We start from the raw sequence: 16804 nt of genomic DNA on the forward strand, positions 1-16804 counted from the left end.
TTTCCATGACCGATGTACGCACACAATCAGCCGAAGCCGCCAAGCTGAACGAGGATTGCGCGCTGATCGCTGCGCTGCTGGGCGGCACGAAGACCATGCGCGCCGCTGGCAAGAAGTATTTGCCGCAGTGGCCAGGCGAGGACAGCGAAAGCTACACCCTTCGCTTGGCCGTGGCCACGCTGTTCCCGGCCTATGCCCGCACCATCGACGTGCTGTCGGCCAAGCCATTCAGTAAGCCAGTGACGCTGGGCGAGGACGTGCCGGAGCGGCTCAAGCCTTGGCTGCAAAACGTCGACCTGTCCGGCCGTGACCTGCATAGCTTCCTGTCGGAAATTACACAGGAGGCGATGGGCTATGGCTTCGCTGGCATCCTGGTCGACTTCCCCAAGGCTGGCAACTTGGTCACGAAGGCCGACGAGCAGGCTGCCGGCGTGCGCCCGTACTTCGTCCAAGTGCATGTGCAAAACGTCCTGGGCTGGCTGCCGAAGAATGCGACCAGCCTTGATGGGCTGACCCAGTTGCGGTTGCTGGAAAGTGTGTCCGAGCCGAATGGCGACTTCGACACCAAGGAAATCGAGCAGGTTCGCGTCTTGGGACGGGGCACCTGGCAGACCTGGCGCCAGAGCGATACCGGCAGCAAAAAGGAGTGGGCGCTGCATGAAGAGGGCATCACCAGCCTGAAAATCATCCCATTCGTGCCCGTCTACGGCAAGCGCCTGGGCTACATGCAGGCCACGCCGCCGCTGCTGGAACTGGCGCACAGCAACATCGAGCACTGGCAAAGCAAGAGCGACCAACAGAACATCCTGCACGTCGCGCGCGTACCGATCCTGTTCGCCAAGATGCTGGGCGAGGGCGGTATCACGGTCGGCGCCGGCAGTGCGGTCAAGTCCGAATCGCCAGGGGGCGATCTGAAATTCGTGGAGCACGGTGGCAAGGCCATCGAGGCCGGCCGTCTGTCCATCCTCGACCTGGAAGACCGCATGCGCCAGGCTGGCGCCGAGCTGCTGGTGATCAAGCCAGGCAACGTGACCGAGAGCCAGACCCTGGCCGACAACGAGCAGGGCGCATGCGCGCTGCAGAAGATCGCGGGCAACGTCGAGGACGCCGGTGACCAGGCGCTGCAGTTCATGGCTGATTGGGTGGGGGAGGCCGAAGGTGGCCACATCACCATTTTCAAGGACTTCGGTGCCGCGTCGCTGGCCGAGGCCAGTGCCGAGCTGCTGTTCAAGAGCGCCGCCGGCGGGAAAATCTCGGGCGAAACCTACTTCAACGAACTGCAGCGCCGCGGCATCCTGTCGCCGGATCTGGACTGGGAGACGGAGCAAGAGCGTATCCAGTCGGCTCCGCCAGACCTGATGGGAGCATAAATGGGCGCGCTCGAAGAGTGGATTGCCGAGATGTTCCTCGTTCATTCCCTGAATCTGCTGCGCTTTTCATCCGGCGCGCAAGAGAAAATCTTGCTGCTGATGGCGGCCATGTCGAAGGAATTGACGGCCAAGCTGAACGAAGGCGAGATATCGACCTACGGCAAGCAGCGCCTGGGCGCACTGCTGCGCGAGTCGAATGCCGTGATTTCGTCGCACTACACCGGCATGCAGGCGGAAATGACCCGCAACTTGACCGGCATGGTGCGCATCGAGGCCGATTACACGGCCAAAGTGCTGACGCAAGCGCTCAAGATCGAGCTGGGCGCCAAGCTTCCGCCGGCGACCTATCTGGAAAAGCTGGTCGGCGACACCCTGATTAAGGGCGCGCCGTCGGCGGACTGGTGGAAGCGCCAAGCGCTGGATACGCAATTCCGCTTCGCCAGCCAGGTGCGTCTCGGCGCGGCGCAGGGCGAAACGACGTCGCAGATCGTGTCGCGTGTGCTGGGCAAGAGCGCCAAGGCGGCCGATCTGGCGCCAAGCACGCCTGCCACGCCACCGATGCCGTCCGGGACACCAAGCGCGTTAGCGGCCCCGGCAGCCAAGGGGCCTGCGCCTGCGCCGGATCCTGTTGCGCCGGGCGAGCAGGGCATCTTGAAAACGTCAGCCGCAAACGCGCGCGCGCTGGTGCACAGTTCGGTGCAGGCTGTGGCCAACGCCGCGCGCCTGGCGTCCTTTCAGCAGAACGCCGACCTGATCGAGTGCCTGGTGTGGCTGTCGACGCTCGATTCGCATACCTGCCTGCTGTGCGCCATGCGCGACTTGCACGAGTACTCGCTGGACGATCAGGAACCGATCAACCACACCCACGAGTGGGCGGGTGGACCGGGCGCCATCCATTTCAGCTGCCGATGCGTGCTCAGCACGCGTACCAAGTCATTTAAAGACCTGGGCATCGAGCTGGACGAACCGGGCGATAGCACGCGGCCGAGCGACGGCGGCCCGGTCAGCAGCAAAATGAACTTCAAGGACTTCTTGGCCAGCAAGGACAAGGCCTGGCGGGCTGAGTACCTGGGCCCAGGCCGCGCCGAGATGTACGAGGCGGGCAAGATCACGCTGAATGACCTGATGAATCTCAAGGGGCGCAAACTGACTCTGGAGGAGCTGCAGGCGAAGTACAAGTAGACTTTTTCACGCCAACGAGGGCCGCCCGGGCAACCAGGTGGCCCTTTTTTATTGCCGCAAGCGGACGCGACGCGGTGCACGGCCGGAAGGCCATCGATAGGGCGGATGCCCGGAAAGAACGACCATGCCATTCAAATTCAACGCAGACGGAACCATTGCGATCGACAGCGAGAAGAAGCTGCCGATCTTCATTCATCCGAACGGTACCGAAGCTCCATTCGACGCGGATACCACGCTGGGCACAATTACCCGCCTGAACGGCGAGGCAAAGACCCACCGCGAGGCGAAGGAGGCTGCCGAGCAGCGCCTGAAGTCGTTCGATGGCATCGAAGATGGTGTGGCCGCCCTGGCCGCGCTGAATACTGTCAAGAGCCTCAGCTCTGGCGAACTGAAAACGGCCGCCCAGGTCAAGGAAATCCAAGACGCGGCTGCCAAGACCGCGCAAGAGCAGGTGGCCGCGCAGGCAAAGGCTAGCGCCACGCAGTTGCAGGAATTGACTGCGCAGCTGGAAAAGCGCACCAGCGAACTGAATACCCATATGATCGGCGGCGGCTTTTCCAGCTCGAAGCTGTTCACTGACGACAAGCACCCGCTGCGCCTGGCCATCCCTCCCGAAATGGCCAAGGCGTATTTCGGCAGCAACTTCAAAGTCGAGGACGGCAAGACCGTTCCGTATGACGCCGCCGGTAACAAGATCTTCTCGCCGACCCGCCCGGGCGAAATCGCCGACTTCGATGAAGGCCTGGCGCAGTTGGTGCAAGCCTGCCCGTTCAAAGATCAGATCCTCAAGGGTTCCGGCGCATCAGGTGGTGGCGCGACGGGCGGTGGTGCAGGCGCTGGCGCAGGCAAATCCATGACGCGCGCCGCTTTTGATGCAGCGACGCCGGCCGCCAAGGCGGAATTTGCCAAGGGCGGCGGTGCCGTTACAGATTAATCGCTGCTGACATTGAGCAAACCGTTTCTATTTCCTTAGTACCGCAACGCATAGCCAACGCCTGGATGGGGGTTGGTGCTTTGGGCTGGATGGCCTGTCTGTTTTAAAAAATTCCAAATCACCAACTTTTAAAGGCTTTACCATGAAGAAAACCCTGCTGTCGGTCATGGCCCTGTGCGCTGTGACCATGTCTCTGACCGCGTCGGCGGCCACAGCGATTGCCCACAAGGCCGTCGAGATGCTGGTGGTCGTGCCGGCAAAAGCCGATTTCGCCGGTCGCGTGCTGGTCGAACTGGCATATCGCTATATCACCAACTACGCTGCGCGCACCGGCCTGATCCTCGGCGCCAACTCGCTGAGCGGTCTGGTTACCACCATCTACAGTGCTTCGGACCAAGTTGCACGCGAGCTGGTCGGCTTCATCCCAGCAGTTTCCGCAGATATGAACTTTACCCGAGCGGCGGTCGGCCAGGAGGTTACGTCGCCAGTGGCGCCTGCCGCGACTGCTACCGATATTGCCCCAGCGGTGACCCCGCCGAATGACGGCGACCAGAACATCGGCAAAAAAGGCGTGGTAATCACCAAGGCGCGCCGCGTGCCGATCCGCTGGAATGGCGAAGAGCAACTTGCCCTGGATAACAATGGCGCGAGCTATAACGTGATCCTGCGTGATCAGATTTCGCAGGCCATGCGTACGCTGGTGAACGAAGTCGAGAGCGATTTGGCTGCACTGTATGTCAAAGCATCCCGCGCTTGCGGCACTGCGAACGTCGCTCCGTTCGCTACTGCTGGCGACCTGACCGACACCGCTGGCGCGCTGCGCATCCTGGAAGAGAATGGCGCTCAAGGCCTGGATTTCCAGTTGGTACTGGGATCGGCCGCCATGGTCAACCTGCGCGGCAAGCAGTCTGGCCTGTTCAAGGTCAATGAAGCTGGCCGCGAAGACATGCTGCGCAACGGCATGACTGACCGCCTGCAGGGCTTTGCACTGCGCAACAGCTCGGGCATCAAACTGCATACCAAAGGCACCGCCGCTGCCGCAACTACCAATGCCACGGGCTATGCTGTTGGCGCCACTGTCATCACCCTGGCGGCAGCTGGTACCGGCACTTCGCTGGCTGGCGACACCATCACCTTCGCTGGCGATACCAATCAGTACGTCGTGTCGAGCGGCGATGGCGATGTCTCGAACGGCGGCACGATCACACTCGCAGCACCTGGCCTGCTGAAAGCCATTCCGGCCGCCGCCACCGCCATCACCGTCGCTGCATCGGGCTTCCGCAACATGTTTTTCGCCCGTTCGGCCATCCAACTGGCTACGCGTGCGCCAGCGCTGCCGAAGCAGGGGGACTCTGCCGTTGATCGCATGCTGGTCACCGACCCGCTGACCAACCTGACCTTCGAGATCAGCATGTACGCCCAGTACCGCCAGATGCAGTACGAAGTGGCGCTGGCATGGGGCTGCGGTTCGGTCAAGGATGAATTCATCGGCATCCTGCACGGCTAACCACCAACCCGGCCCGGCCAGCACTGCTGTGCTGCCGGACCTCACCTGGAATTCACCATGACCATCAAAATCGTTTCGAGCGATCCGGCCACTCAAGGCCCGTTCGTCGTCATCAACAAATCTGACTTCAACCCTGACCTGCACGAACTGTACGGCGACGACAACGACCTGGGCGCGCCAACCGAGCGCGCGCCAACCAAGGCCGAATTGCTGGCGGCACGTGATCAGCTGCTGGAACGCGAGCGCGAACTGGCGGCCGAGAAAGAACGTGTTGGCGAGCAGGCCCGTGCCAACGAGGCCGAAGCGCAGCGCCTGCGCGCCGAGGCTGCGAGCCTGCAGGCCGCCGGAGACGCGGCAGCAGCAGCGGCGCCAGCATCGACCGATAAGCCTGCCAAGGCTGGCAAGGCTTCGTAATCGGCCGTCAGCGCAGCCAGGCCACCTCATTCACCACTTCACCGTAGGATCATCATGCCAACTATCGTCCCCGGCGGCACGCCACAAACCATCATTCTGCCAGAGGGACGAGTTCTTAATGTAACCGGTGCCCCCAGCACCGCCGGCGTGGTATATCGGCTCGACCAAGAGCTGGGCGGGACAAACTCGCTGCAGTCGTGGCAGGTTGGTGCGGGCACGCTGGCAGCCATCGGACCGTACGCAGGCCAGCAGCGCTTTCTGATCTCCTGCTCGGCAGGCAGTATTGACGCAGCCCATGTCGCGGCGACGTTGACGAGTGTGCGCGCGGTCGGTGATGTCCCTGGACTACTCAGTGCGCCTAGCGGCAATGCGATCCCGTCATGGTATCGGTCCCGCGCCTCTTCGCTTATGGTGTTGGGCGATAGCCTGCGTGCCCAGGGCATGCGCATGCCTATTTTGCCAGCCAACGGAGCGACACGGCCATTAAACCAGGCATTCACCAATATCAATGCCGGCGGCCTGTTCATCGTGCTGTCGGAAACGTCAACCGATTGCCCGGTGGGGGCAGGGACTGTGCGTTACTACGTCAGCAGAAAATCACTGAGCTGGCAGGCGCCGGGCGATGTAGAGGGACCGCCTGTTGCGATCCCCACCTCTGGTTTTTATACGCTCCAGAGTGGAGTTGCTGGCCACGCTATGCATGTGGGCGTGGTAGCTCGTTTGCGCCCAACGGTCGATAAAATGGACGCTATCAATAATACTGGCGTCTTGCGCATGAACAGCAACGCCGGAGTATTTGGCCCGATAGCATGGGCTCAGCTACTGCTGGGAAGTCCTTACTCGACGATTTTGGCTTATGCGATCCCCAGCATCCGGGCAGCGGACTGGCTCGACGCGTGCGAACAGTGGCAAAACGTCTACACCGATGTGACTTGTATCGCGCTGGGCACCAACGATGTGAGTGATCGTGCAACTGCATTGCAGGCCTTGGCTGATGTCGAGCAAATTGTGCGGCTGCGTTTAGCGATTGGCTCGCGCCCGTTCCTGGTGACGCTCACGCCATATGACACGCGCCCAGCAGCCGCGACAGCTGCCGTACTTGAATTCAATCAAGGCCTGCGTGCGATGGCAGCGCGCTATAACGTTGATCTGTCGGACCCGTGGCCGTATCTGGCCAACGCCAGTGGCACCGGTGGTTTCGCGCCGGGTATGGCCTCGGATGGTCTGCATTTCTCCAACCTGGGCGGCTACTTGGTAGCTGCTCGCGTTGAGGCTGCGATCCACCGGAAATATGTGGGCGCAGCTGACGTGCCAACATTCTGCGGCTCGCCGTATAACGCAGCCACAGCGCCGTTCGGCAATCATCTGATCAATCCTCAGATGGCTGGCGTGGGTGGCGGTAAGGGCGCCGGGGTTACGGGTGAGGTTCCCAATGGTTGGGCGTGTGCTCGTGATGGCGCTAGTGCGAATATCACCGCCGTGTGTCGCGCACCAGACAGCGCGAACGCGGTTTCCCGTGCTGATAAACGCCAGGGTAAATACGCGTCCGTTGAAATCTCTAATGTCGGCGGTGTGGACGGCGAGGCAATCCGTTTTCGGCCTGCCGCATTTATCACTGCCGGCTACGCGCCCGGCGATTTGTTTGTGCTGGAGGGTGATATCCGCATCCAGGGCACGGGCATCCAGTACGTGTTTGTCGAGACCGTGCTGGACAATTCGCCGGGGGCGGTGGTCTACTCAGCTGCAGCTGTCGGCACGAATACCGTGGCCAATGCTGCGATGGGCGATCTGGGTGGTGATGTTGTGCCCATTCCGTACCGTGGCGCCCCGGTGCGCGTTGATGCCGGCATCACGCGGATGATCATCGGAATCGTGGTCGGTATGCGCGCCGGCGGAACAGCCGTTCTCGACATCGGACAGACGCAGAATCTGCATAAGGTGGCCCAATGATCATCATCGAAACTGGCGCCGGCCTGGCCGATGCCGAATCCTACGCCAGCATTGCAGCCGCAGATGCCCGTTGCGCCAGCCTGGGCCTCACCGGATGGGTGGCGCTGGCCGAGGCATCCAAGGAGATCGCCTTGCGTAAGGCAACGCTGTTCATGACCACCTACCGCACGCGCTGGGCCGGCTGCCGCGTGTCTCAGCGCCAAGCGTTGGATTGGCCGCGCTACAACGTGGCGGTCGACGGCTTCACCGTGCCCAGCACCATCGTGCCAGCGGAAGTGGTCAATGCCTGCATCGACCTGGCCGTGCGCGCCGGGCGCGGCGAGGAGCTGCTTCCCGACCTCGATACTGGCTCGAACGCGATCAAGAAAGACAAAACGGGACCGCTGGAAACGGAGTACTTCCAGAACACCACAGACGCGCGAGAGCGCTTCGTGGCCGTGGACGCGCTCCTGGCGCCGTACTTCGGCTCGGCCGGTGGCGGCAATTCGATTAAGGTGACACGAGCATGAGCGCTTACCCAGCAGTGAAGATCGACGGCTGTTTCGTCGCAGACAACACATACAGTTCCGATGGGAAGGTATGGACTGTGACCAACTTGATCGCGCGCGCCAAGGATCTCGAAGCGTTCGACTTGCCGCTGGCGGCGATCTACAGCGGGTCGGAGGTGTGGACGCCGGTCGGCTCGGCCTACGGGATCGCGCATCACGTGCGGCGTGCGCTGGACGTCGATACCAGTTTCCCGATCATCATGTGCCAGCAAGGCTTCATCATGGACGGCTGGCACCGGGTGCTGCGCGCGCTGATCGACGGCAAGACCACGATCAAGGCGGTGCGCTTCGCCGAGACGCCGCCGTATGACTACGTGAAAGTTCCATAGCTTATGACCGACTACGCCAAAACTGCCGCGCGCGCCGACCATTCGCTGCGCCGTAAGGGCGGCATCGCGGTTCTGCGCCAAGTCGTGACCGGCGAGTACGACCCGGGCTTGGGCGCGGCGCCTATCATCACCACGGACTACGAAGGCACGGGCGTCAAGATCAACTACGAGGCCGAGAATATCGACGGCACGCTGATACATTCGGGCGACCAGCAGTTGCTGCTTTCGCCACTGCAGCGCAACGGCGCGCCAATGCCGACGCCGACCACGGCCGACCTGGTGCTGTTCGGCGGCGCCAGCTACACGGTCAAGACCGTCGAAACCACAGCGCCGGTCGACGTGGCCGTGCTGCACACGCTGCAACTCAGGGGGATTTGATGGCTAGTATGTCGTTTTCCATGCAGATCGCCGAATTCATCGCGAAGACCAAGGCCAATCAGGACTTGGTGGTGCGCGCCATCACCATGAAGATCGACAACAGGCTGGTGCAACGCTCGCCGGTCGGTGACGCCAAGTTCTGGAAGCACAAGCCTCCACCTGGTTACACCGGCGGTCGTTTCCGTGCCAACTGGCAGCTTTCCATCGGCTCGCCGGCTGCGGGCGTGCGGGACCTGATCGATAAGGACGGCAGCGCCACGATTGCCGCGCACGGCAGCACGATCAACGCGGCGAAGGCAGGTGACGTGATCTACCTAGTCAACAATTTACCTTATGCGAAACGCATCGAGGAGGGCTGGTCGCGCCAGGCGCCCGTCGGCGTCGTGATGCTGACGGTCGTGGAATTCCGCACCATTGTGGACAATGCTGTGAACGGCGTGCGCGACGGCACCACCGCAAGCGAGTTCGCCCAAGGCTATTCGAGCTATAAATTATGAGCCAACCAACAATACGAGCGGCGCTGGAGGCGGCCTTGGCCAGCCTCGCGCCAGCCATCGACACCGCTTGGCAGAACGTGCCGTACACGCCAGTCACTGGCCGGCCGTACCAAGCGGCCTATTTGCTGCCGGCGGAACCGGACAATCATTCCATGGGCGATGGCGCACGCCAGGAGCGCGGCATCTTCCAGGTCAGCTTGCTGTATCCGCCAGGGCAGGGCACCGCCGCCGCCGGCGCGCGCGCTGAAATGATCAGGGAGTTGTTCCGCCGCGGCGCTAGCTTCACGAAGGGCGACGTGACCGTTCAGATTGAGCGCACGCCTGAAATCGCTGACGGCCGCGAGGACGGTGATCGCTGGATGGTCCCTGTCAAGATCAGGTATTTCTGCAACCTGTAACCACATCACCCCACACAGATCGCCTCGGCGGTCTTTTTTTTCGACCAAAGAAAGGCAATCCACATCATGACCACTGCAAACGGCATCGACAGCCTGCTCGTTATCGGCAAGCAAACAGCGGAAGGCACGAAGGCGCTGGCCGCCGCCGGCCGCCTCTATCCGCGCGTGACCGCGACGTTCGACACGGACGCCGACAAGTACAGTTCGGCCGAGATCGACCCAAGCCAGCAACAGAGCGACACCCGCCTGGGCAACTTCCGCACCTCCGGCGCCATTAAGGGCGAGGCGAGCTGCGGGACCTACGCGGTGCTGCTGGCCGCGCTGCTGCGCCGCGACTTCACTGCTGGCGGCGTCACCACGGCGCAAAATACCATCGCATCGGGCGCAACGGGCCTGACGCGCAGCGCCGGTTCCTGGCTGGCCGACGGTCACCGCGCCGGTACCGTGGTGCGCATCAGCGGCCTGCTGACCACTGGCGCCGCCAACAACGGTAAGAATTTCTTCGTGACCTCGGTGACTGCCTTGGTATTGGCAGGTCAGTTCATGGACGGCTCGGCGATGACGGTCAAAGCCGCCGGCGACCCTGTGACCGTGACCGCGACCGGCAAGCGCAGCTTCACGCCGCTGACCGGGCACACCACGGACTGGTTCACCGCGGAAGTTCAGGATCCGGGCATCGCCGTCAACCGCTGCTTCATCGACCAGCTGGTCAGCAAGGTCGATATCGCCGTGCAGCCGAACGGCATCACGAGCATGGACTTCACCCTGATGGGCAAGCTGGAAGGCGCGACCACGCCAGCGGCGTACTTCGCGGCGCCCGCCGCCACGCCCGGCACCGGCAAGTTCTCTGGCGCCACCGCGATGCTGTCGGTCGCCGGCATCCCGTCGCAAATTTGCACGGGCATGTCGCTGTCGCTAGACGGCCAGGTCAAGATCGATCCGGTGATCGGCTCCAAGTTCGCCACGGCCGCCTCGCGCGGCAAGGTACTGGGCAGCGGCCAGTTCACGGTGCTGATGCAGGATTCGGCATACATCGATTACTTCAAGCAGGAAGTCGAACTGCCGCTGGCCTACGCCATGGCAGCCAGCACGGCGCCGCTGGCCGAAGTCATGGCGATCGCCATGGGCCGCATCAAGATCACCTCGGCCAAGGTCGATGATGGCGAGAAAAACAAGATTATCACTTGCGCTTTCGACATCCTGCGCTACCAGGGCGCCGACGCGCAGCACGAAGCAACCACCGTGGCCTTCCAGGACACGAGCCTGGTGTAACCCTTTGCCCGGCCACACGCCGGGTTTTCTTTTTGGGACGCGTATGAAGGCAAGTAAAGTCAAGGAGGCGGCGCTCACAGCTGAACGATTACGTGAGCTATTCGACTATGACCCGAGCATCGGCGTGTTTATTCGTAAAGTTGACCGCAGAGGCAAGGGCGCGGTGAAGGGAGCCATTGCGGGCACTGACAACGGAAGAGGCTACACCTGCATTTCGATTGATGGGTTCAACTACCGTGCGCACAGGCTCGCATATTTGTACATGCTTGATCGATGGCCTACAGATGAGGTCGATCACATGAATGGATGCCGCAGCGACAACCGCTGGTCGAATCTGCGCGAACTATCTACTCAGAAAAATACACAGAATCAACGCAAACCCCATCGGCACAACTCCACCGGCTACCTAGGAGTGAAATTCTATGGTGGAAAGTTTCGAGCTGTAATCAATGTTGAGGGGCGCCGAATATTCCTTGGCGTCCATCCAAGCGCCGAGGCTGCGCATGCAGCATACGTTGCGGCGAAGCAGACCTTGCATAGCAGTTGCACTATTTAATGCCTAATTGGTATTAATTCAATCCCCCTGAAGTGGCGAGAGCCAAACATCCCTCCGGCCCATTGTCGTCGCTTATAGCGGTCGAGACATTGTGTCTGAACTCACTTGATCCAATGAAAGGCATTACCCATGAATACCACTCAAGCACCTGCATCCCTGAACACCGCTCAAGCCCTGGCCGTCGCTGGCTTTGACATCGCCAACCTGTCGGCGCCTGCCGCGCGCGTGACCTTCGACGTGCCCGTGATCTTCGACGCCGACGGCGAGCCCGTGGCCGGTATCCGCATCGTCGGCAAGAACTCCGACGAGTACCGCAAGGAAAGCCACGCCGTGCGCGCCGAAGGCTACAAGAAGTCGGCCAAGCGCAAGACTGCCATCGATGCCTCGACGGACGAGGGCGCCGACCAGCTGGTCCACGTCATCGATGACAACCAGAAGCGCCTGGCGCTGGCCGTGGCCGTCGACTGGTACGGCTTCACCAGCAACGGCGTAGCGGTCGCGTTTGACAAGGGCCTGATCGCCACCGCGTTCGACAAGTACCCGACCTGGCAGGACCGCGTCACGACCGCCCTGGAAAACGACGCCAATTTTTTGAAGGTCTGACCATGGCCCTGCTGCTGTACGCCGATCACCTGTTTGATCGAGCGTCAGTAGCAGGCGATGGCAACGCCAAGGGCGATCACCTGGACACCGCCCGGCAAAACCCGCTTTATCGGGCGCCCGAGGCGCCGGCGGTTCCGCAGCTGCCGCCCGAGCTGGCCTATATCTGGACCTGGTTCACCCAGTTGAACCAGAAACGCCAGTGCGGCATGGCCGTGAACGCGCTGACCAGTGCAGAGATACTGGCCTGGCAGGCACGCCACGGCGTGCGCTTCGATCCGTTCGAAGAAGCAATCGTTGATCGTCTCGACACGTTGTTTATATATCATCAACACAAGAAGGACAAATAATGCCTGATATCGCCGAGCTTGGCCTTTCTATCGATACGCGCCAACTGGAGCAGGGCGCCCAGGCCATGGATCGCCTTGGCGCCGCCAGTCAAAGTGTCGAGAAAAAGGTCGACAGCGCGACGTCGGCCATTGACAAACTTGGGAAGGCGAGCGCGGACGCCAAGGGGAAAACTGCGGAAGGTGCAGCTGCTGTCGATGCCGTGGGCGAGGCAGGCGCACGCGTGGTCCAAAAGGTGGATGCTGCGACCGCTTCTATCGATGCGATGGGCGCCACTGCTACCCGGATCCGCACGGTATTCCTGGGCGGCAGTAATACGCTCGATGGGTTCATGGGCTCATCTATGGGCGTCTGGCGTAGCAGTGAGGCCGCCGCCGCTGGGATTGATAGTCTTGGCAATGCCACCGAACGTACTTGGAAGAAGCAGGCTGACTACAACGGTGCGATGGCCGACACGACCCGTATCATGCGGCAGGCCGCCGATGCTGCGCGCACGCTGGAGGAATCCAACCACAGGATGCTGATCGAGCTGCAACGCGAGATCGACACGTTCGGAATGGCGCGGGGTGAACTGGAGCGTTATCGTGCGGCCGAGCTTGGCCTGGGAAGCGCCGCTCAGACGAAGGCGGCAGCCCTGGGTAATAGCATTGATGCGATGCACCGCGAAGAGCGGGCTGCCCGCGATGCCGCTGGCGCGCAGGATCGAGCGGCTCAGGCTGGCGATCGCTTTATCAAGAGCCTGCAAGACCAGGTGGCCACGCTGGGCATGACGACCCAGCAGCTACAAACCTATCGCGCCGCCCAGTTGGGCGTATCCGACGCCGCTTCACCGCTGATCAACAAGCTGGCCGAGGCCGGCGCCGGCGCGAAGTCGGCGGGCGGCCACATGGAGGGCCTGAGTTTTCAATCGGCGAGCGCCAAGCGCGAACTGCTGGTGCTTGCCCATGAGCTGAGTCAGGGGCAGTTCCAACGCTTTGGCGGCTCGATGATGGTTCTCGGCGAACAAACTGGTGCCGCCAGCCTGCTGTTCAGCGCCGCCGGCCTGGCTGCGCTGGCGTTTGCTGGCGCACTGGGCACTGTCGGCTACGCAATGATCAAAGGTGCAAGCGAGCAACGTGAAATGAACAATGCTCTGATCTCGACAAACAACTATGCAGGCGTTACCAGCGACAAACTGAACGAAATGGCGCATGCCGCGACTGAGGCAGGTGGGAGTATCCGTGAGGCCAAGAAGGTCGTCACAGAGTTGGCCGGCACCGGCAAATTTACGGGCGATCAGATCGCCTACATCACCGATGCCGTCATTGCGCTTGAGCATGCCACTGGTGAATCTGTCAAAAAAACAATCAAAGAATTCGAATCTCTGGCCGTTCAGTCGACTGGTAGCACCAACCGTGCGACCGAGGTGATCACACGCGCAACCGTCAAGCTGGATGACACCTATCACTTCTTGACGCTTTCGGTATATGAGGCTATCCGTGCGTTGGAGAAAGACGGTGATGCCAAGGGGGCGTCTGCAGTCGCCACTGAGGCGTTTGCAAAGGCAACCAAGGATGGTGCCGAGCAGATGATTGCAAACCTTGGCAGTGTTGCGCGGGCTTGGCATGGCGTGAAGGAAGCGGTGGGCGGCGCAATGGATGCTATCGGGAACTACGGTAAGAAGGATACAGCCGCTTCCGATGTCAAAAAATACAGTTTCCGTCTGTCGGAATTTGATAAAGGATTGGCGGATAGCAACCTGCGTTTGGGGCGGGCGCCTGATGCCATTACTCCTGAACTCCAGGCAACCCGTACCCAGATCGTGCTTGGCCTGACGGATGCGGTGGATAAATTGAATAAGGCTGACGCTGTCGCGCTGGCTCAGGGCGAAGTCGCGACTAAAAATTCGCGTGCAGTTCATGCCGCCGCGATGATCCACGCGGAAGATATCCGCCTGCAAAAGAAAGGAATGGGGGAGCTGGCGGTCGCCCTGGATGCGTACCAATCGAACATCGATGCCATCCGGGCCGCCGACCCAAATTCACCGCTCATCACTCCAGATGCGATTGCCTCCGGTATTGCCGCTCGAAAAAAAGCTCATACGGAGCAGGTCAAGCCAAAAGCTGACCAGGTCGAAAACACGGCAATGGCGGATCGCCTAGCCCGCATCCAGGATGATGTGAATCTCGAAAAAGAGAGAATTGGACAGCTTGCCAAGATTAACGAGATGTTCCATAAGGCAGGGCGACTTGGCGATGAGGAATACTTTAAGAATAAACGTGACAATGCGCGGGCCGCTGAACAAGAGGAAATTAATGGCTATACCAGGCAAATTGCAGTCCTCAAAGATCACCATAACGCTACTGGCGTAGAGGCAGAAAAAAATAGTAAAAAGGCAAATGATTTAGATGCTAAACGCGCAGCGGCAATTTTGCGGGCAGCTGATGCCGTCGAACTTACGGAAATGGAGGAAATGCTGCGTAAGGACGCGCTTAGTGAGGCGGCGGTACTGGCAACCAATAAAGAGATTGGCGCGATTAATGCGCAGATCGCCGTCACAGAGGAGCAAATCCGCACCTACGGCTTGTTGCCGGCGCAAAAGACAGCTTTGGCTGTCGCTGACCTTGAAGAGCAAAAAGCGGCCCTTGCTAGTTTCGATGGCAATGAGAAGGTCATCGATGGCATTAATCGCAAGATTGAAGCGATGAAACGCCTTGGCATCGTGCAAGGCAAGGCTTCGGCGCAAGAGCGGGGCGGCGATGTGGCCAGGGCCAAGGAACTGCTGGATATCCTGACGGCTGTCGATACCGCAACGAAGTCGGCAGCGCAAGGTATGACGGCCTCGTTCGGCGCGGTAGGCACTGCCATCGGCGGGCTCACGACGGCTTTATCTGGCTATGCCGTCCAACAGCAGGCTATTGCTGCGCAGTTGGCGGTCGCTACCAAAGATGCATATGGCGATCCGACAAAGTTAGCCAAGGCTCAGGCCGCCGCTGCCCAGCAGGGCGCGCAGGCGCAGATCAAATCCTATGGTGATATGGCCAACTCAGCTAAGGGATTTTTCAAGGAAAACACCGCCGGCTATCGGGCAATGGAAGGGGCGGAAAGAGCTTACCGCGCCGTGGAAATGGCGATGGCCATCGAATCGATGGTGAAGAAGTTGTTTGCCGTCGAAGTTGTGACTACTGCAACGCTCGGTGCTGAGGCCGCGAAAACAGTCGCGATTCAGGCCGGCACCGCAACGCAAATTGCAGCCGACACAGTAAAAGGCACATCTGCTGCAGCCGTCGCCGTGGCAACGCAAGCGCAGGGAGATCCTTACAGTGCTTGGATTCGTATGGCTGCAATGGCGGCGGCGATGGCGGCCTTGGGCTTCGCCGTCTCTGGCGGCGGTGGATCGGATACCACTGCGAAGGATCGCCAGGCCGCCACCGGTACCGGCTCCATCCTGGGCGACTCATCCGCGAAATCAGAATCGATTGCCCATTCGCTGGCCATTATGGAGAAAAACAGCGGCCTGGGCCTGGCGCATACCATTTCGATGGATTTATCCCTGAAACAGATGGTGTCAGGTATCGGTAATCTGGCGGGACTGCTGGCGCGCTCCGGTGTGACCGCTGCTGGTGGCGGCGCTGCGGCAGGGGTGCAAACCGGCACGACCACGCTGGGCGGCAGCCTGGGCATGGCCGCCGGTACGCTGGCTGGCGGCGTCGGCGGTGCTGCACTTGGCACTTACCTGGGTATGGGCATGGCGGCAATTGGCGGGCCGCTTGGTCTTGCCGTTGGCGCCGTGCTTGGATCCGTACTCGGTGGCGTCGTGTCGAAACTGTTCAACACCTCGACCTCAATCAAGGACCAGGGCATCACCGGCAAGGCCATGTCGCTGGGGAATGTAGATGCGCTGGGCTTTACGGCCCAGGCGTATGCCGATGTCAACACCAAGAAAAAGGCCTTCGGCATCAGCTACAGCAGCAAGGACAGCACCAAAACGGCAGCGCTGTCGGATGAAATGAACGACCAGTTCACCATGATCATCAGCAGCATGGGACAGACCATCCGCAGCGCGGCCGACGTGCTGGGCCTTGGCGGCGAAGCCTTCAACGCCAAGCTCAATACCTTTGTGGTTGACCTGGGCAAGATCAGTCTGAAAGACCTGTCGGGCGAAGAACAGCAAAAGGCGCTGGAAACGGCCTTTTCCAAGCTGGGCGACGACATGGCCAAGTTCGGCGTGGCCGGCCTGCAGCAGTATCAGGCGGTGGGCGAGGGCTACCTGGAAACGCTGGTGCGCGTCACCAACGACTTTATGCAGGTATCCGACGTACTGGCCGTGCTGGGCAAGTCGTTCAATACCACGGGCTTGGGGGCGGTGGCGCTCAGCGAAAGCCTGATCGCTGCGGCCGGCGGCCTGGATAAGCTGACCAGCGGTACCGGCTTCTTCGTCGAGAATTTCCTGACCGAAGCCGAGCGCATGGCGCCGATTACCAAGTCGGTGAATGACGCCATGGGCAGGCTGGGGCAGTCTGGCGTGACGACGGTGGAGCA

At 61.0% G+C, this 16804-nt stretch carries 16 protein-coding genes; all 16 read left to right on the plus strand.

Going from position 1 to position 16804, the window contains the following annotated elements; genetic code table 11:
• The first annotated feature begins 5 nt into the window (after nt 1-5).
• Nucleotides 6-1370, plus strand: coding sequence for a DUF4055 domain-containing protein (locus BXA07_RS19160; protein WP_076569906.1), 1365 nt, complete (start codon nt 6-8; stop codon nt 1368-1370).
• A complete protein-coding gene (locus tag BXA07_RS19165; RefSeq protein WP_076569908.1) occupies nt 1371-2552 on the plus strand; it encodes a structural protein in 1182 nt (393 codons plus the stop codon). It begins immediately after the preceding gene.
• Between the two features lie 124 nt (nt 2553-2676).
• Nucleotides 2677-3486: a DUF6651 domain-containing protein gene (locus BXA07_RS19170; RefSeq protein ID WP_076569911.1), complete on the plus strand. Its 810-nt coding sequence runs from the start codon at nt 2677-2679 to the stop codon at nt 3484-3486.
• A 142-nt stretch (nt 3487-3628) separates the two neighbouring features.
• Nucleotides 3629-4993 carry a major capsid protein gene (locus BXA07_RS19175; RefSeq protein ID WP_083708398.1) on the plus strand — a complete coding sequence of 455 codons (1365 nt, stop codon included), beginning with the start codon at nt 3629-3631 and terminating at the stop codon, nt 4991-4993.
• A gap of 57 nt (nt 4994-5050) precedes the next feature.
• On the plus strand, nt 5051-5407 hold the full coding sequence (locus tag BXA07_RS19180; RefSeq protein WP_076569913.1) for a hypothetical protein: 357 nt from the start codon (nt 5051-5053) through the stop codon (nt 5405-5407).
• A 54-nt stretch (nt 5408-5461) separates the two neighbouring features.
• Nucleotides 5462-7357 carry an SGNH/GDSL hydrolase family protein gene (locus BXA07_RS19185; protein WP_076569916.1) on the plus strand — a complete coding sequence of 632 codons (1896 nt, stop codon included), beginning with the start codon at nt 5462-5464 and terminating at the stop codon, nt 7355-7357.
• Complete coding sequence (locus BXA07_RS19190; RefSeq protein WP_076569919.1) at nt 7354-7866, plus strand: DnaT-like ssDNA-binding protein; 513 nt, start codon at nt 7354-7356, stop codon at nt 7864-7866. Before BXA07_RS19185 ends, BXA07_RS19190 begins: the two co-directional genes overlap by 4 nt.
• Nucleotides 7863-8234: a hypothetical protein gene (locus BXA07_RS19195; RefSeq protein WP_076569921.1), complete on the plus strand. Its 372-nt coding sequence runs from the start codon at nt 7863-7865 to the stop codon at nt 8232-8234. The genes BXA07_RS19190 and BXA07_RS19195 overlap by 4 nt, the downstream gene beginning before the upstream one ends.
• 3 nt (nt 8235-8237) lie before the next feature.
• Nucleotides 8238-8612: a hypothetical protein gene (locus BXA07_RS19200; protein ID WP_076569923.1), complete on the plus strand. Its 375-nt coding sequence runs from the start codon at nt 8238-8240 to the stop codon at nt 8610-8612.
• Between the two features lie 20 nt (nt 8613-8632).
• A complete protein-coding gene (locus BXA07_RS19205) occupies nt 8633-9109 on the plus strand; it encodes a hypothetical protein (RefSeq protein ID WP_139335654.1) in 477 nt (158 codons plus the stop codon).
• Nucleotides 9106-9507 (plus strand): DUF4128 domain-containing protein, encoded by a 402-nt coding sequence (locus BXA07_RS19210; RefSeq protein WP_076569927.1) that lies wholly within the window; start codon nt 9106-9108, stop codon nt 9505-9507. Before BXA07_RS19205 ends, BXA07_RS19210 begins: the two co-directional genes overlap by 4 nt.
• Before the next feature lie 66 nt (nt 9508-9573).
• A complete protein-coding gene (locus tag BXA07_RS30300) occupies nt 9574-10779 on the plus strand; it encodes a phage tail tube protein (RefSeq protein ID WP_076569929.1) in 1206 nt (401 codons plus the stop codon).
• Nucleotides 10780-10822: 43 nt separating this feature from the next.
• Nucleotides 10823-11335, plus strand: a complete 513-nt coding sequence (locus BXA07_RS19220; protein WP_076569983.1) for an HNH endonuclease signature motif containing protein — start codon at nt 10823-10825, stop codon at nt 11333-11335.
• Nucleotides 11336-11464: 129 nt separating this feature from the next.
• Nucleotides 11465-11938 carry a hypothetical protein gene (locus tag BXA07_RS19225; RefSeq protein WP_076569931.1) on the plus strand — a complete coding sequence of 158 codons (474 nt, stop codon included), beginning with the start codon at nt 11465-11467 and terminating at the stop codon, nt 11936-11938.
• 2 nt (nt 11939-11940) lie between these two features.
• A complete protein-coding gene (locus BXA07_RS19230; protein ID WP_083708400.1) occupies nt 11941-12285 on the plus strand; it encodes a phage tail assembly chaperone in 345 nt (114 codons plus the stop codon).
• Nucleotides 12285-16804 (plus strand): phage tail length tape measure family protein (locus tag BXA07_RS19235; RefSeq protein WP_076569933.1); only part of this gene is annotated, 4520 nt, incomplete at its 3' end. The genes BXA07_RS19230 and BXA07_RS19235, both read left to right, overlap by 1 nt.

This window comes from Janthinobacterium sp. TND4EL3, assembly GCF_900156175.1.
Classification (GTDB): Bacteria; Pseudomonadota; Gammaproteobacteria; order Burkholderiales; family Burkholderiaceae_D; genus Janthinobacterium.

What these genes read in the sequence shown, in the direction of transcription:
- BXA07_RS19160 (WP_076569906.1), top strand. Translation starts at nt 6, where the DNA reads ATGACCGATGTACGCACACAATCAGCCGAAGCCGCCAAGCTGAACGAG.
- BXA07_RS19165 (WP_076569908.1), top strand. Translation starts at nt 1,371, where the DNA reads ATGGGCGCGCTCGAAGAGTGGATTGCCGAGATGTTCCTCGTTCATTCC.
- BXA07_RS19170 (WP_076569911.1), top strand. Translation starts at nt 2,677, where the DNA reads ATGCCATTCAAATTCAACGCAGACGGAACCATTGCGATCGACAGCGAG.
- BXA07_RS19175 (WP_083708398.1), top strand. Translation starts at nt 3,629, where the DNA reads ATGAAGAAAACCCTGCTGTCGGTCATGGCCCTGTGCGCTGTGACCATG.
- BXA07_RS19180 (WP_076569913.1), top strand. Translation starts at nt 5,051, where the DNA reads ATGACCATCAAAATCGTTTCGAGCGATCCGGCCACTCAAGGCCCGTTC.
- BXA07_RS19185 (WP_076569916.1), top strand. Translation starts at nt 5,462, where the DNA reads ATGCCAACTATCGTCCCCGGCGGCACGCCACAAACCATCATTCTGCCA.
- BXA07_RS19190 (WP_076569919.1), top strand. Translation starts at nt 7,354, where the DNA reads ATGATCATCATCGAAACTGGCGCCGGCCTGGCCGATGCCGAATCCTAC.
- BXA07_RS19195 (WP_076569921.1), top strand. Translation starts at nt 7,863, where the DNA reads ATGAGCGCTTACCCAGCAGTGAAGATCGACGGCTGTTTCGTCGCAGAC.
- BXA07_RS19200 (WP_076569923.1), top strand. Translation starts at nt 8,238, where the DNA reads ATGACCGACTACGCCAAAACTGCCGCGCGCGCCGACCATTCGCTGCGC.
- BXA07_RS19205 (WP_139335654.1), top strand. Translation starts at nt 8,633, where the DNA reads ATGCAGATCGCCGAATTCATCGCGAAGACCAAGGCCAATCAGGACTTG.
- BXA07_RS19210 (WP_076569927.1), top strand. Translation starts at nt 9,106, where the DNA reads ATGAGCCAACCAACAATACGAGCGGCGCTGGAGGCGGCCTTGGCCAGC.
- BXA07_RS30300 (WP_076569929.1), top strand. Translation starts at nt 9,574, where the DNA reads ATGACCACTGCAAACGGCATCGACAGCCTGCTCGTTATCGGCAAGCAA.
- BXA07_RS19220 (WP_076569983.1), top strand. Translation starts at nt 10,823, where the DNA reads ATGAAGGCAAGTAAAGTCAAGGAGGCGGCGCTCACAGCTGAACGATTA.
- BXA07_RS19225 (WP_076569931.1), top strand. Translation starts at nt 11,465, where the DNA reads ATGAATACCACTCAAGCACCTGCATCCCTGAACACCGCTCAAGCCCTG.
- BXA07_RS19230 (WP_083708400.1), top strand. Translation starts at nt 11,941, where the DNA reads ATGGCCCTGCTGCTGTACGCCGATCACCTGTTTGATCGAGCGTCAGTA.